This is a genomic window from Micromonospora sp. II (genome assembly GCF_001709195.1).
In the GTDB taxonomy this organism is placed as follows: Bacteria; Actinomycetota; Actinomycetes; order Mycobacteriales; family Micromonosporaceae; genus Micromonospora; species Micromonospora chalcea.
Genome location: NZ_LYXF01000024.1, coordinates 554829 through 570342 on the forward strand (window position 1 = coordinate 554829; position 15514 = coordinate 570342).

General features: G+C 74.4%; 13 protein-coding genes. 3 read left to right on the plus strand and 10 right to left on the minus strand.

The genetic code is table 11. The annotated features are described in order from the left end of the window. Positions 1-111: 111 nt before the first annotated feature. The 3 genes from A8711_RS14185 to A8711_RS14195 all read right to left on the minus strand — a co-directional run bounded on the left by A8711_RS14185 (position 112) and on the right by A8711_RS14195 (position 7500). Positions 112-5571: a carboxyl transferase domain-containing protein gene (locus A8711_RS14185; RefSeq protein WP_069088469.1), complete on the minus strand. Its 5460-nt coding sequence runs from the start codon at positions 5569-5571 to the stop codon at positions 112-114. A 232-nt stretch (positions 5572-5803) separates the two neighbouring features. Next, positions 5804-6034, minus strand: a complete 231-nt coding sequence (locus A8711_RS14190) for a DUF2188 domain-containing protein (protein ID WP_069088470.1) — start codon at positions 6032-6034, stop codon at positions 5804-5806. An 86-nt stretch (positions 6035-6120) separates the two neighbouring features. Then, a complete protein-coding gene (locus A8711_RS14195) occupies positions 6121-7500 on the minus strand; it encodes a rhodanese-like domain-containing protein (RefSeq protein ID WP_069088676.1) in 1380 nt (459 codons plus the stop codon). Between the two features lie 191 nt (positions 7501-7691). On the opposite strand from A8711_RS14195, the gene A8711_RS14200 reads away from it, so the two are divergent. The 3 genes from A8711_RS14200 to A8711_RS14210 all read left to right on the plus strand — a co-directional run bounded on the left by A8711_RS14200 (position 7692) and on the right by A8711_RS14210 (position 9314). After that, positions 7692-8342: a bifunctional 2-polyprenyl-6-hydroxyphenol methylase/3-demethylubiquinol 3-O-methyltransferase UbiG gene (locus A8711_RS14200; protein WP_069088471.1), complete on the plus strand. Its 651-nt coding sequence runs from the start codon at positions 7692-7694 to the stop codon at positions 8340-8342. Positions 8343-8428: 86 nt separating this feature from the next. Beyond that, complete coding sequence (locus A8711_RS14205; protein WP_064445658.1) at positions 8429-9043, plus strand: superoxide dismutase; 615 nt, start codon at positions 8429-8431, stop codon at positions 9041-9043. 4 nt (positions 9044-9047) lie between these two features. Further along, complete coding sequence (locus A8711_RS14210) at positions 9048-9314, plus strand: hypothetical protein (protein ID WP_064445659.1); 267 nt, start codon at positions 9048-9050, stop codon at positions 9312-9314. A 16-nt stretch (positions 9315-9330) separates the two neighbouring features. Here A8711_RS14210 and A8711_RS14215 read toward each other — a convergent pair whose 3' ends face one another. The 7 genes from A8711_RS14215 to A8711_RS14245 form a co-directional block, all read right to left on the minus strand. Next, positions 9331-10557, minus strand: a complete 1227-nt coding sequence (locus A8711_RS14215) for a sugar efflux transporter (RefSeq protein WP_233607857.1) — start codon at positions 10555-10557, stop codon at positions 9331-9333. A gap of 68 nt (positions 10558-10625) precedes the next feature. Then, complete coding sequence (locus A8711_RS14220; RefSeq protein ID WP_013286808.1) at positions 10626-10931, minus strand: DUF2470 domain-containing protein; 306 nt, start codon at positions 10929-10931, stop codon at positions 10626-10628. Further along, complete coding sequence (locus A8711_RS32835; RefSeq protein ID WP_043323393.1) at positions 10928-11593, minus strand: heme oxygenase (biliverdin-producing); 666 nt, start codon at positions 11591-11593, stop codon at positions 10928-10930. Before A8711_RS32835 ends, A8711_RS14220 begins: the two co-directional genes overlap by 4 nt. 3 nt (positions 11594-11596) lie before the next feature. After that, positions 11597-12466, minus strand: a complete 870-nt coding sequence (locus A8711_RS32840; protein WP_051610918.1) for a heme ABC transporter ATP-binding protein — start codon at positions 12464-12466, stop codon at positions 11597-11599. Further along, positions 12463-13563 (minus strand): iron ABC transporter permease, encoded by a 1101-nt coding sequence (locus A8711_RS14235; RefSeq protein ID WP_043323395.1) that lies wholly within the window; start codon positions 13561-13563, stop codon positions 12463-12465. Before A8711_RS14235 ends, A8711_RS32840 begins: the two co-directional genes overlap by 4 nt. Next, positions 13560-14594, minus strand: coding sequence for a hemin ABC transporter substrate-binding protein (locus A8711_RS14240; protein ID WP_233607858.1), 1035 nt, complete (start codon positions 14592-14594; stop codon positions 13560-13562). Before A8711_RS14240 ends, A8711_RS14235 begins: the two co-directional genes overlap by 4 nt. Beyond that, entirely contained in the window at positions 14591-15418 is an 828-nt protein-coding gene (locus tag A8711_RS14245; protein WP_069088473.1) for a neocarzinostatin apoprotein domain-containing protein, read from the minus strand. Before A8711_RS14245 ends, A8711_RS14240 begins: the two co-directional genes overlap by 4 nt. Positions 15419-15514: the final 96 nt, after the last annotated feature.

Sequence of the window (15514 nt, forward strand, 5' to 3'; positions counted from 1 at the left end):
TTCCATTACCATCTGAGGACACCATGTCGCCGGACGACCGTCAAGGACCGGCGCACGCGAAACGGCGGACGGACCCGAAGGCCCGTCCGCCGTGTGACGTCGCGGAACGTGTCAGCGCAGGTGCGCCTCGATCGCCTCGATGACCCGGGGCCGTAGCTCGGCGGCGCGGATCACCGCGTCGACCGAGCCGACCTCGACCGCCCGCTGGATGCTGTGCACCCGGTCGAACTCGGCGGCCACCTCGCCCAGCTTCTCCGCCCGCACCGACCCGCGCAGCTCGTCCAGCTCCGCGCTGAGCGTGGCCCGCTCGGTACCGGTGGCGGACGCGACCCGGCCCTCCAGCTCGCGTACCCGGGAATCGGCCGCGGTGCGGGCGGCGACCTCACCGGCGAACACCACGGCGGCGGCCGGCGCGCCACCGAGCACCGAGGCGAACGACCCCTCGATCGCCAGCACCGTCATGTCCGGGTTGAGCGCCTTGGAGAAGACCACGAACGCGCCGCCGTGATAGCGCGAGATCACGCAGAACACGATCGGGCCGCGGAAGTTGACGATCGCCCGGCCGATCTCCGCGCCGTACTCCAGCTGGAGCTTGCGCATCGACTCGGGTGAGCCGTCGAAGCCGGACAGGTTCGCCAGCACGACCAGCGGCCGGTTGCCGCTGGCCGCGTTGATCGCCCGCGCGGCCTTCTTCGACGAGCGCGGGAACAGCGTGCCCGCGGTGTAGGTGTCCGGGCCGTCGGTGGGCGGGAAGCCGTGCCGGGGCACCGACCGCGACTCGATGCCGAGCAGGCACACCGGGATGCCGCCCAGGTGCACGTCCTGCACCACAGCGGTCTCCGCGTCGGCCATGCCCGCCCACCGCTCCAGCACCGGATGGTCCTGGTCGGCGAGGGCCCGCATGACGGTACGGATGTCGAACGGCTTCTTGCGGTCCGGGTTCGCGGTGGCGGAGAAGATCTCGCCCACCGTGGCGAAGTCGCTGCCGGCCACCGCGTGCGGGTAGCCGCAGATGTCCCGGTCCACCGGGTCCATGGTGACGGCCCGGCGCGGCGCGTGCTCGCCCGGCACGACGTACGTGTGGTCGTAGTGCGCCATCAGCACGTCCCGCGCGCCCGGCAGGTCCGGCGCCCAGTACTGCGCCTGCCCGTTCGGGCCCATCACCCGGTCGTAGCCGCCGATGCCGAAGTTGTCCTCGGCGGACACGCCGCCGGAGAAGTCCAGCGACTGCTTGCCGGTGAGCACCATCGCCGAGTCGGGCGTCATGACCAGCACGCCCTTGGTGTGCATGAGCATCGTCGCCTCGGCGTTCCAGTACGGCTGGGCGCCGACGTTGATGCCCGCGACCACGATGTTGATCTCGCCGCCGTCCTGGGTGAACTCGACGATCCGCTTCAGCGCCGCGGCCACCCAGTCCATGTTCTCGGTGCCGGAGGTCATCGAGATCCGGGCGCCGGCGCTCAGCGCGTACCACTCCAGCGGCACGTCCATCCGCTGCGCCAGGTCCAGCGCGGCGATCACCCGCCGGCACTCCGGCTCGGACAGCGCGCCCAGCGACTTGGTCGGATCGCCGAGCAGCACCACCCGGGTCACGCCCTGCGGGTGGCGGGGCGTCGGCGTGGTGACCACGCCGGCCACGATCGCCGCGCTGTTGCGGCCCTTGGGCCGGTCCACCGGCACCAGCTGGTGGTCCGCGTCCAGGTCGTGCTCGACGAAGTCGCCCAGCAGCCCGGTCAGCTCGTACGGGTAGACGGTGTTGCGGCTGGCCGCCCGCAGCACCTTCAGCCGGTACTCGTCCAGCGGCTCGACCGGCTCGCTCGGCGGCTCACCCACGTCGAGCCGGGCGTGCCCGGTGACGTCGAAGGTGATCCGCACGCCGACCTTGGTCAGCTCGCCGGTACGGCGGTCGCGCTGGCGCGCGATGAACAGGATCTCCTCCAGCTCCGCGCCCACGGTGGTGGGGCGTACCCGGCCGGCGATCAGCTCCATCTCCTCGCGGGTCAGCTCGCTGGGCGGCCACACGTAGATGACGATCCGGTTGGTCGGGAACCGCGACTTCGACGGCCGCCGCGACTGCGCCCGGCGGATCGAGTCGATGCAGGCCGCCACCGTGTCCTCGGTGGTGGGCAGCGACACCAGGCGGCCGTCCTGCTCCCGCAGCCCGGTCAGGTCGCGTACCTGCGCGAACGCGACCAGCCGCTGGTCGGACGGGTTCTGCCGGGCCACCGCCTGGAACAGGTAGACCTCCTCGTCCAGCGACGGCAGGCGGGTCAGGTCGAACTCGCGCAGCCGCTCCAGCTGCATCCGCTGCGCGATGTGCGGGTGCAGGCCGCGGATCAGGCGCTCCTCGGTCATCCCGTTTTCGCCGGGCCGGAACGTGAAGTGGTGGTGCATCACCGCGCCGCCGCGCCCGGCGACGGTGGTGGTGATCCGGCGTACCGCCGCCGGCAGCGGGTGCGCGTTCAGCACGTCGAGCAGCGCGGCGGCGGTGGCGTCGAAGTCCTCGGGCTGGTTCTCCCAGGACAGGTAGACGTCCGCGTCGACGGCGTCGCGGTCGCCGGCCACCTCGGCCAGTCCGCGCAGCGCGTCGCCGAGCGCGTCGAACCGCACCGCCGCCGACACGACGCTCGAACCGTCCCGCCCGGCCACCACGAACGTGCAGCCACCGGTGGCCCGGGTGGTGACCTCGGTGAGCGCCTTGTTGCCGTAGTAGCGGCGGGTCAGCACCTCCAGCATCGTCGCGTTGTCCAGGTCGTCGCGGACCAGGCGCTGGCCGAGCAGCCGGACCAGCGGCTCGGTGCTGCGTACCATCTCGGCGACCCGGTCGGCGCGGTCCGGCGCGTCCGGGTGCGTGTCGAGGTGCCGCAGGTGCGCGCGGACCCGCGCGTAGACCCGGGCCCGGTTGCGGCGCAGCAGCGGCTGGGCGAACCAGGCGAACACCACGCCCCGCGCCAGGTCGGCGACGACCGGGAAGCGGACCTGGGTGGCCGCGACGAGACGCTCCAGGGTGAGGCCGGCGGGCTCGCGCAGCGCCTCGTCCGGCGGCGGCTCGCGCAGCCACGAGCGCAGCAGCGCGGCGATCACCGTGGCGTCCGCGGCGGCCCGCTGCAGGGCCAGGAAGATCCGGAAGACCGCTGCCTCCAGCTCGGGGGAGCGGTCCAGCTCGGTGACACCGTAGTGGGCGAGCGCCTTGGCGAGGCGGGCCCGGAACGAGTCCGGGGAACCGGCCCGCTCGACGTCGAGGCTCTGCAGGTAGGTGTGGAAGTACTCGCGGGCGCTGTGCACGTGCCCGGCCGGCCCGTCGTCGCCGGGACGGTTGCGGCTCAGCTCGGCCAGGTCGGCGAAGACGCCGACCAGTTCCAGCTCCTCGGCCAGCGGCCGGTGCCCGGCCTCGGTGGCCGCCCGGCGCGCGTCCAGGTAGTCGTCGAGCACCCGGCGCTCGTCGTGCGGGTCGACGTCGTAGCCGAGCAGCAGCGCGCACAGGTCCTCCTGGCCGCGCTCGGCCCGGGACCGCGCCGGCACGTCCGCCGCAGGCGCCGGCAGGTCCAGCTCGACAGCGGGACCGGCCGGGCCGTCGGCGGCCTCGGCGCCTTCCTCGACGAGCGGCTCCAGACGCAGCAGCGGCGCACCCGCCTCCACCTGGGTGCCGACCTGAACCGACGACTCCTTGAGGCGGGCCCGGAACGGCGCGCGCAGCACCGTCTCCATCTTCATCGCCTCCAGCACCAGCACCGGCGCGCCGGCCTCGACCTCCGCGCCGACCGCAAGTGGCGTGGCGACCACGAGCGCCGGCATGGGGGAGCGCACCACGCCGCCCTCGTCGCGGCTGATCCGGTGCGTCACGCCGTCGACCTCGACCAGGTGCACCGGGCCGTGGGTGTCGGTGAGCAGGCGGAACCGGGCGCCGTTGACGGCGATCTGGCCGGTGTGCCGGTCGAAGCGGTCCAGCTCGACGTCGGCAGTGCGCACGTCGCCACCGGCCTCGACACCGACCCGGAACCGGTGCGCGCCGACCCGGGCCACCCGCATCCGGTAGGTCACGCCGCGCAGCTTCAGGTCCAGCGGCCGGCCGCTGCGGTGCTGCACCTGCGGGCGTCCACCCGCCGCTGTGGACAGCAACCGCTGCCGCTCGGCGGTCTCGTCCTCCTCGTACGCCTCGATCGCGGCGGCGGCGAGCGCGACGGCGGAGTGCCGGTGCGCGACCAGGCGGCCCTCGCCGCGTACCCGGTCGATCCAGCCGGTGTCCGCGCTGGCGTCGATCACCTCGGGCTGGTCGAGCAGGTCGAGCACGAAGCTCTTGTTCGTCGCGCCGCCGGCGATGACCACTGTGGTGTTCGCCATCGCCCGGCGCAGGCGGCCCAGCGCCTCGTCCCGGTCCCGGCCGTACGCGATGATCTTGGCGATCATGGAGTCGAAGTCGGCCGGGATGGTGTCGCCCTCGCTGACTCCGGTGTCGACCCGGATGCCCGGCCCGGCGGGCAGGTCCAGCCGGGTGATCCGGCCGGGGGAGGGCGCGAAGTCGCGGTCCGGGTCCTCGGCGTTGAGCCGCGCCTCGATCGCGTGCCCGCGCTCGACCGGCGGCTCGCCGGTGAGCCGGCCGCCACCGGCCACGTGCAACTGCGCCTTGACCAGGTCGAACCCGGTGGTCGCCTCGGTGATCGGGTGCTCGACCTGAAGGCGCGTGTTGACCTCCAGGAAGGCGAACAGCCGGTCGCCCGGGTGGTAGAGGAACTCGACAGTGGCCGCGCCCCGGTAGCCGACCGCCACCGCCAGGCGCTCCGCCGACGCCTTCAGCTCCGCCGCCTGCTCCGGGGCGAGCACCGGCGACGCGGACTCCTCGATCACCTTCTGGTTGCGCCGCTGCACCGAGCAGTCCCGTACCCCGAGCGCCCACGCGGTGCCCTGGCCGTCGGCGATCACCTGCACCTCGACGTGCCGGGCGCCGGTGACCAGGCGCTCCAGGAACACCACGCCGCTGCCGAACGCCCGCGCCGCCTCCTGGCTGGTGCGCTCGTAGGCGTCGGCCAGCTCGGCGTCGCTGCGGATCACCCGGATGCCGCGCCCGCCGCCACCCGCCGTGGCCTTCAGCATCAGCGGGTAGCCGATGTCGGCCGCCGCGCGCAGCGCGTCCTCCAGGCTCTCCACCGCGCCGCGGCTCCACGGCGCGACCGGCACGCCGACCTCCTCGGCGATCAGCTTCGCGCCGATCTTGTCGCCGAGCTTGCGCATGGCGTCCGGGCTCGGCCCGACGAACGTCACGCCGATCTTCTCGCACAGCTCGGCGAACGCCGGGTCCTCGGCCACGAAACCCCAGCCGACCCAGGCGGCGTCCGCGCCGGTCTCCACCAGCGCGCGTTCCAGCGCCTTCAGGTCCAGGTACGGGCGGGCGGACGCGGGGCCCAGGTCGTAGGCGACGTCCGCCTCGCGGACGAAGGTGGCGGTACGGTCGACGTCGGTGTACAGCGCGACGGTCTCGATCCGGCTGCCGGTCTCCGCGGCCAGTTCCCGGACCGCGTGGATGAGCCGCATCGCGGACTCACCACGGTTGACGATGGCGACACGGGTGAACACGTGACCGTCCCCTTCGATAGAACCACGGTGGCGCGCCGGGTGGCGACGATGCCCCCGGCTTGCCTCACCCTTCCGCCTGCGCGCGTACGGCGCCATGTCGTAACGGCCGAAGCCTGAGCGGGAGCCGTTGTAGGAACCGAACAAAACTTTTTAGCCAGCCACTCACTACCCGCCGGTACGCGCTACGGCGCCGGACCCGTGCGGGTCCGGCGCCGTGACGTGCGTGCGGGGCTCAGCCCGGAATGTCCCGGGGGTCGCGCTCGCGGGGGTACGTGTTCTTCTCGCCGATGGCGCCGTCCTGCTTCTTGATCACGTGCTCGGCGCCGCGCTCGACCGCCATCTCCCGGCCGGCCGCCTCCGCCTCCGCCTTGGTGTCGTGGCGGCTGCTCGCGCGCTCGTTGCCCTCCGGCCGGTTCTTCCACTGCCCGTCCTGCTGGTAGGTGTCGATGTCGCCCTTCGCCATGCCGTCAGCTCCCTCGATCGCGTGACTGATGACAAATGTCTGCCCATGCGAGGGGAGTGCTAATCCTGGCGGCCCGGATCCGTGCCTCACGCCGTGGCGTGCAGGTCCTGCCAGGCGCCGTAGCCGCCGAGGAGGTCGGACACGTCGGCGTGACCGGCGTTGCGCAGCAGGCTGGCGGCGACCGAGGAGCGGTAGCCGCCGGCGCAGTGCACGACGATCGGGCGCCCCACGGGCACCTCGCCGAGGCGGTGGGTCAGCTCGGCCAGCGGGATGTGCCGGGAACCGTCCACCGCGCCCTGCTCCCGCTCGCCGGCGTTGCGGACGTCCAGCACCACCGGCGCGTCCGGGCCGTCGAGGGCGTCGCGCAGTTCGGTGGCGGTGATCCGGCTGGCCCGGGTCATCTCGGTGACCATCTCCAGGAAGGCGTTGTCGGGTTCGCGGAGGTAGCCGATCACGTGGTCGAAGCCGATCCGGGCCAGGCGGACGACGATCTCCTCCTCGCGGTCCTGCGGGGCCACCACGAGCACCGGCCGGTCGGGTGCGACGACGCTGCCGGCGGTCTCGGCGAACCGGCCGTCGGCCGGGACGTTGAGCGCGCCGCGCAGGTGCCCGGCGGCGTACTCCTGCGGGTCGCGGGCGTCGACCACGACGGCGCCGTCGGCCCGGGCGGCCAGGAACTCGGCCGGGGTGAGTGGGCGGGCCGGCCGGGCGTGGTCGAACAGCTCCCGGGTCTTGCGGTTGAGCACCGCGTCGAAGGCGAAGTAGCCGGGCGCGGCCGGCTGACCGCCGGTGACCAGGGCGAGGAAGCGCTCCTCGCTCATCGGCGCGCAGGCGTAGTTGGTGCGGCGCTGCTCGCCGATGGTGGACTGCCGTTCGGTGGACAGGTTCTTGCCGCAGGCCGAGCCGGCGCCGTGGGCGGGAAAGACGCGTACCTCGTCGGGCAGGCCCATCAGCTTGCGCTGCACGCTGTCGTAGAGCATCCGGCCGAGTTCCTCGGCGGTCACGCCGAACGAGGCGAGCAGGTCGGGGCGGCCGACGTCGCCGATGAACAGCGCGTCGCCGGTCAGCACGCCGTACGGGACCGCGTCGTCGGCGCGCTCGTAGACCAGGATGCTGATCGACTCGGGTGTGTGTCCCGGGGTCTCCATGATCTCCAGGGTCACGTCGCCGAGGCTGATCCGTTCGCCGTCGGTGAGCTTGCGGCTCGGGTACTCGGTCTCGGCCCGGTGCCCGTAGCCGATCCACGCGCCGGTCGCGGCGGCCACCTCGAGGTGCCCGGCGAGGAAGTCGGCGTGGAAGTGGGTGTTGATGACGCCCTCGATCGTCAGGCCGTGCGCCTTGGCGTCGGTGAGGTACTCGTCGATGTCCCGGCGCGGGTCGACGAGCACGGCCCGGCCGGTGCGGTCGTCGGCGATCAGGTACGAGGCCTGGGACAGGCAGTCGAGGTAGTACTGGGTGAACAACATGAGCCGCACTCCTTCGCGCAGTGATGTCGGGCGATACGGCAACTGTAGCGCATACCCCCAGGGGTATATTTCGAGGCGGCTGCCGCCCGGAAGTATTTGCCGGAACGGCAAGGTTCCTTGCTGGCCGGTGGACCCCGGCGCACGATGGCGAGGGCCCGGGCGGGCAGACGCCCGGCGGCGAGGAGGCGGACATGACGGGGCACCACCACGAGCACCCGGCGGCGGACACCGACCCGGCCCGGTTCTGGGACGAGCGGTACGGCCAGCGGGACCGGATCTGGAGCGGCCGGGTGAACCCGGTCCTGGCCGAGGTGGCCGGCGCGCTGCCCCCGGGCACCGTGCTCGACCTGGGCAGCGGTGAGGGCGGCGACGCGGTGTGGCTGGCGACGCGGGGCTGGCGGGTCACCGCCGTGGACATCTCGTCGGTCGCGCTGGACCGCCTCGCGGTGGAGGCCGAGCGGGCTGGGGTGGCGGAGCGGATCACCACCGTCCGGCACGACCTCACCCAGGGCTTCCCGCCCGGCCGGTACGACCTGGTGTCCGCGCAGTTCTTCCAGTCGCCGCTGGTCCTGCCCCGGGAGACGGTGCTGCCCCCGGCGGCCGAGGCGGTCGCTCCCGGCGGCCGGCTGCTCGTCGTCGAGCACGGCGCGCCGCCGCCCTGGGCCGGGCCCGACACCGGCCACCACCGGTTCGCCGAACCGGAGGAGATTCTGGCCGCGATGAGCCTCGACCCGGACGGCTGGGACACCGAGCGGCTGGGCGCGGCGCGCCGTACCGCCACCGGCCCGGACGGGCAGACCGGCGAGCTGATCGACCACGTGGTGCTGGTGCGGCGCCACTGACCGGACGCGCGGGATGGGAGCACCGTCGGCCACCTTGTTGCACTATGTTGGCAACAGCAAAGATGCAGCAACAAAGTGGAGGATCGATGGCGCTCTACACCCTGCCCGACATGCCCTACGACTACGGCGCCCTGGAGCCCGCCATGTCCGGCGAGATCCTGGAACTGCACCACAGCAAGCACCACGCGGCGTACGTCAAGGGCGCCAACGACGGGCTGGAGCAGCTCGCGGAGGCGCGTGCGAAGGGCGACTTCGGCCGGCTGGTCGGGCTGGAGAAGACGTTCGCGTTCAACCTGTCCGGGCACGTGCTGCACACCATCTTCTGGGGGAACCTGTCGCCGGACGGCGGTGACCGCCCGGACGGCGAGCTGGCCGCGGCGATCGACGAGCACTTCGGCTCGTTCGACGCGTTCGCCGGCCAGCTGTCGGCGGCAACGAAGAGCGTGCAGGGCTCCGGGTGGGGCGTACTCGCCTGGGAGCCGCTGGGACAGCGACTGATCGTCGAGCAGGTCTACGACCACCACGGCAACGTCGGCCAGGGCACCACGCCGCTGCTGGTCTTCGACGCCTGGGAGCACGCCTACTACCTGCAGTACCGCAACGTGCGTCCGGACTACGTGGACCGGCTGTGGAACCTGGTGAACTGGTCGGACGTGATCGCACGCTTCGACGCCGCCCGCGCCGCGACGCCGAAGATCTGATCCGGTGAGCGGGCCCACCCCCGAGGCGGCGGAACTGGTGCAGCGCGCCGCCGGGGTGATCGCGGCCAAGCACCGGGGTGACCTCGCCGGTGCCGAGGATCTGCTCGCCGCGTTCCCCGGCGAGCAGGCCCGGACCCTCGGCTTCTACCTGCTCGCCGACCTGGCTCTCGGCCTGGTGCGGGCGAGCAGTGGGCAGAGCATGGACGACCTCGTCCGGGAGTTGTCCCTGCTGATCGCGGCCACCGCCGGCCGCCCGCCCGCCCCGAGCTGATCCCGGTGCCCGTGGGTCACCCGCCCACGGGCACCGACCCGGCCGCCCGCGCGGGCGGCCGGGTCAGCACCAGCACCAGCAGCCCGGCCGCGCACAGCGCGGTGCTCATGCCGTACGCCCACCGGTAGCCGACCTGCGCGGAGAGCCCGAGCAGCGGCCCGGCGAGCATCGCGCCGATCGGAAACGTGTTGGTGAACAGCGTGGTGGCCCGGCCCGGCTCGCCCGGCAGCAGATCCTGCACGTAGGCGATCCCGACGCCGGACACCGCGGCGATGAACAGCGCGTTCACCGGCTGCGCGAACAGCAGGAACGGCACGCTCGGCGCCAGCGCGGCGGCCGCGTAGTAGGCGACCCCGCAGCCGCCGCCGACCAAGATCAGCGGCCGCAGCCGGACCCGCGCGGTCAGCGCGCCCAGCCCGAGGATCAGCGGGATCTCCAGCGCCGCGCACAGGCCCAGCACCAGCCCGGCGCGGGAGGGGTCGTCGTGCAGTTCGGTGTCGATGAACAGCGGCATCGCCTGCACACCGACCGTCAGCGGACACTGGAGCAGCACGAACGTGAGCGCCGTCAGCGCCAGCCGCAGCCGGGACGCGCCGCGCGGGCCGGGCGTGGCGCCGTCCGGATCGGCCGCGACCGGCCGCGCCGGCAGCGGCAGCTCCTCCAGCCGGAACGCGGCCACCAGCGCGGCCAGCGCGTACATGACGGCGGCCATGCCGTAGACCAGGCGGAAGCCGCCGACGTCGAGCAGCACCGCGGCCAGCGCCGGCCCGGCCACCCAGGCGACCGAGAACACGGTACGCATGAGGCTGACGCCGAACGCCGCCCGCGCCGGATCGTCCCTGTCGAACAGCGCCCGGGTGTACGCGAACGACTGCGGGAACAGCGAGTTCGCCAGCGCGGTGGCGGTCGCGGTCAGCCCCAGCAGGATCCAGTAGTCCCGGACGTACGCGGTCAGGCCCGCGCCCAGCACGCCGGCCAGCGCGGCGCCGACCAGCAGCGCGCGCCGGATCGGCAGGCGGTCCGACAGCCGGCCGATCAGCGCGGAGGCGACCACCCCGGACAGCGGCGCGACGACCAGGAACACGGTCACCCGTAACGGACTGGCGTGGACCTCCCGGTCGAGGAACAGCGACAGGAACGGCAGCACCACGGCGGTGGACAGACCGACGGTCAGGAAGACCACACCCAGCGGGAGCAGCCGGAATCGGCCGGCGCGCACCGCCGGCCTCGTGTCCACAGCCATGCGGCGGACTGTACGCCGCGGCGGCGCGGCGGCCGACCGGGTTTCCGCGGCCCGGACGGTCCCGGCGCTCAGCCGGCCGGGCGGGGCGGTACGCCGGCCCGGTCGCAGGCCTCCCGGTACATGCGCACCACCTCCCGGCGGATCTGCGCCCGTTCGGTGAGCCGGTGGGCGAACGGGACGCGCACCGGAACCTCCGTGCCGCCGACGGTGACGGCGAAGTCGATGCCGTCGGCGTCCAGGCCGGTGGTGCGGGCCGCGGTGGCGTCCGGCCGGCCGCCGAGCGTACGGCAGATCAGCAGCGCGTCCCCGGCGTGGTCGTCGTTCATGTGCCGGCTGACGGCGGCGACCACCTCCGGCGGAAAGCCGGCGCTCACGCGGCGCCCTCCCGGCTGCCCGCCGCCACCAGGCGACCCAGGTCGGTGAAGACCGCGATGTTGTGCTCGTACGCCACCAGCACCTCGTCGCGCAGCGCCGCCCGGCCGGTCTCGTCCAGCGCGAGCGCGTCCAGCCTCGCCCGGTAGGCGTCCTTGTACGACTTCGGATCGGTGATCCGCGGGAAGCGGTAGAACGACGCCCCGGCCTCGCCGGTCACCCCGTAGTACCGGGCCACGCAGCGCCCGATGTGCCGCCCGCCGGACAGGTCGCCGAGATAGCGGATGTAGTGGTGCGCGATGAACCGCTCGGGCGATCCGGCGCAGGCCGAGGTGATCCGCGCGGCGTACGCGACAGCGGCCGGGACCGGCTCCATCACCTCGCGCCAGCGCGGGCCGAGCAGGAACCGCAGGTCGGCGGCGAGCGCGGGCAGCCGGGTCAGCGCGTCGTCGACGAACGGGCCGGCCAGCGGGTTCTCGCGCATCGTCTCCGCGACGCCCTCCAGCGCCGCGTAGATGCCGTGGTGCGCGACGACGAGCGCGGTGTAGCCGGCCACGTCGAGCTCACCGGCGGTGAGCGCGGAGACGTACCGCTGGGACTCGGCGCTCTGGTGCGCGTCGCGGGTCTCGGCGCGCAGCCGGGCCGCGAACGTCTGTGTATCCATCTGCTATCTCTCCTCGTCGGCTGACGGTCTTGCGGGCCGGCCGCGTCGGGGCACGATCAGCGGCAGCCCGTCACGCGGGTGGGGGACGACGTCGATGTCGTACCGGTAGACCCCGCTGAGCAGCGGGGCGGTGAGCACGTCGCGCGGCGCCCCGGCGGCGCGGACGCGACCGTCGCCGAGCAGGGTCACGGTGTCCGCGTACGCCCCGGTCAGCGTCAGGTCGTGCAGCACCACGACCACGGCGTCCCCGGCGCGGGCCCGCTCCCGGGCGATGTGCATGACCAGTTCCTGGTGCCGCAGGTCGAGCGCGGCGGTCGGCTCGTCGAGCAGCAGCGTGGTGGCCCGCTGCGCCAGGACCCGGGCCAGCGCGGCGCGGGCCTGCTCGCCGCCGGACAGCGCGGGGTACGGCCGGGCCGCGAAGCGGGCGACGTCGCAGCGGTCGAGCACGTCGGCGACGACGGCGTCGTCCTGGTCCCGCTCGGGTCGCCCGGCCCACGGCGCCCGGCCCATCCGCACCACCTCCCCGACCGTGAACGGGAAGCTGAGCGTGTTGCGCTGGGCGAGGACGGCGCGGCGCCAGGCCAGCTCCACCGGGCTCCACGACTCGCGGGGCAGCCCGTCGACCTCGATCCGGCCGGCGGCGGCCGGCACGTCACCGCTGATCGCGCCGAGCAGCGTCGACTTCCCGGCGCCGTTCGGCCCGACCAGGGCGTGCACCTCGCCGGCGCGTACCCGAAGGTCGATCCCGTCGAGCACGGTCCGGCCGGCGCGTTCGACGCGCAGCCCGGCCACCCGGATCCGGACGTGCCCGGCGGGCGCCGGGCGCGGCGGACGGGCGGCGGCGAACCGGCGCGGTGTACGCGGAAGGCTCATCCCCAGCCTCCGGCCCGGTCGCGGGTGCGGCGCAGCAGCCAGAAGAACGCCGGGCCGCCGATGACCGCGGTGAGCACGCCGAGGGGCAGCTCCTGGTGTTCGACGAGGGTACGCGCCGCGAGGTCGGCGCCGATCACCACGACGGCCCCGCCGAGCGCGCTGGCGACCAGCAGCACCCGGTGGCCCGGTCCGGCGACCATCCGGATCAGGTGCGGCACGACCAGTCCGACGAAGCTGATGATGCCGGTGAACGCGACAGCGGCGGCGCCGAGCAGCGCGGTGACGACGATCAGCCGCAGCCGCAGGCGTTCGGTGTTCACGCCGAGGTGCCGGGCGGCGGGTTCGCCGAGCGCGAGCAGGTCGAGCCGGCGCGCGTCGGCGCAGGCGACGGCGAGGCCGACGAGCAGGCACGGCGCGGCGAGACCGACGGCCGTCCAACTGGCCTGGGCGAGGCTGCCGAGGTTCCAGAACGCGATGGCCTGCACGCCGGACTGGTCGGTGACGAACATGAGCAGCCCGATCACCGAGCCGGCGACCGCGTTGACCGCGACGCCGGTCAGCACCAGCGTCACCACCTCGGTCCGGCCGCCGGCGCGGGCCAGCGCGTACACCAGGTAGGTGGTGGCGAGGCCGCCGGCGAAGGCGGCGAGCGGCACGGTCCATCCGCCCAGGACGGTGACGCCGGTGACGATGGCCAGGGCGGCGCCGACGGCGGCGCCGGCCGACACCCCGATGACGCCGGGCTCGGCGAGCGGGTTGCCGAAGACGCCCTGCATGACCGCGCCGGCGCAGCCGAGGGCGGCGCCGACGACGGCCGCCAGCAGCACCCGGGGGAAGCGGACGATCCAGAGCGCGTTCTCGCCCTGCGCCGCCGACGGCAGCGGACCGAGGTCCAGCCCGAGGCGGTGCAGCACGGAGCCGAGCACCTCGGCGGGGGAGATCGCCACCTGGCCGCGCCCGGCGGCCAGCAGGGCGACGAGCACGAGGGCGGCGCCGAGCCCGGCCACCAGGACGGCGCCCCGCCGGCCGGGCGACCGGGGCGCGCCGGTGACTGGCGCCGGGGCGGCGGGTGCGGGCCGCTTCCGTAGCGTGGTCACGACGGGTCCTCGCACGAGTAGACGGCGCGGGCCAGGGCCTGGACGACCCGGCCGGAGCGGACGCCGAAGGTGAGCAGCGTGCCGTCGGCCATGTCGACGACGCGCCGGTTCGCCCCGGCCGGCGTCTGCGCCACGCCGGGCAGCTTCACCAGACCGTCGACGCCGCCGACGGAGGCGAGCCCGGCGCTCATCACCAGGATCACGTCGGGCGCGGCGTTGATGAGGCCCTCGCTGGTCAGCGGACGGAACTTGGACAGCCCGGCGGCGCTGCCGGCGTCGACGCCGCCGACCGCCTCGATCATCGCGTCGGACCCGGCGCCCCGGCCGCCGATCAGGTAGACCCCGGCGGTGCCGCGCAGGTAGAGGAACGCGATCCGTGGCGCGCGGCCCGCCGGGGCGGTACGCCGGGCCTCGGCGATCTCGCTCCGCACGCGGCTCACCAGCCGTTCTCCGGCCTCGGGCACGCCGAGCGCCGCCGCGATCGCGCGGATGTGCGCCGGTACGCCGTCGAGCGTCGGCTCGGCAGGTACCCGCACGACCGGGATGCCGGCGGCGCGGAGCTGGCGCAGCACCTCGGGCGGCCCGACGCCGTCGTCGACGAGCACGACGCTGGGGTCGAGGTCGAGCACCGCCTCGGCGGAGAGGTCGTGCCCGCCCGGGGTGACCACCGGCAGGTGCGCGGCGGCGGGGAACGTGGTCGAGGTGTCCCGCCCGATGACGTTGCCGCCCAGGCCGAGGCCGAAGACGATCTCGGCGATCGAGCCGTGCAGGTTCACCGGGAGGATGCGGCTGACGTCGTCGACGGTCACCGTCGTGCCGTCGCCGGAGCGTACGGTGGCCGGCAGCGCGGGCGTGGGCGCCGGGCGGACCGGCTCGACGTCGGCGTCGTCCACTGTCGCGGTGACCGGGCCGCAGCCGGCGGCGGACGGCGTACCCGATCGGCCCGGCGCGGCGCAGCCGGTCGCCGCCAGGGTCACCGCGAGCAGCGCGACGAGTGGTCCCCGGCCCGGTCGCCGGTGCGGGCGGCTCACCGGCCGGCACCGCGACGGCGCCGCCAACGGCCGAGGCCGAGCAGGACGACCAGGGCCAGCGCGGCGGCCACCACCCCGACGGTCCATCCGCGTCCGGCCCCGGAGGTGTCGCTGACCCGCGTGACGTGGAGGTCGGAGGCCGCGGCCTGCGACGGCGCCCCCGCGCCGGGCGCGGCGCCCGTCACCCCTGCCGCCCCCGCTGGGGCCGGCGCGTTGCCGGAGGCGGCCGGGGCCGGCGCGTCCTGTCCGGTGGTGGTCCGGGGCGTGGCGGCGGGCGTGGTCGCCTTCGGCGCCGGGCCGGCCTTCGGCGGGGCGCTCGTGGCGCCGGCGGCGAACGTGACCGGCACCCGTACGTCCTGGGACCGGTCGGAGGCCCGGGTGTGGTCGGCGCGGGTGACGACCGCGCACCGCCGGACGGTGCAGTCGACGTCGCCGATGGTGGGGGTCACCTTGACCGTCACGGAGAAGGAGCCGCCGGGGCCGTACGGCTCGGGCAGGCCCTCGGCGTAGGCGGGCGGGTTCGACGAGATCCACTGCGAGGCGCCGAGGCTGCCGGTGGTGTCGGCGCCGCCGCCGCACGGGGTGGCCGCCACGCCCGGTCCGTTGTCGACGCAGTACGCGACGTAGATGCCCTTGTCGACGTCGTAGCCGCGCCCGGAGACGGACACGGTGGCGCCGGAGCGGCTCAGGCCGGTGCTCGGGGTGACGGTGAGCTTCTGGCCGCCGCTGCCGGTGGCGGTGCCGGCGTGGGCCGGCGCGGGCGTGGCGACGACGGCGGCGGTGAGCAGAACGGTGGTCCAGATGGTGCGGCGCCGTGCTCGCATCGGGCTCCTCACACGACAGGTCCGGCCGGACGTGCCGGCCGAGCGGTTACTTAGGTTTGGCTAACCTAAGTGGCGAACGCGCAGGTGGCAAGGGGT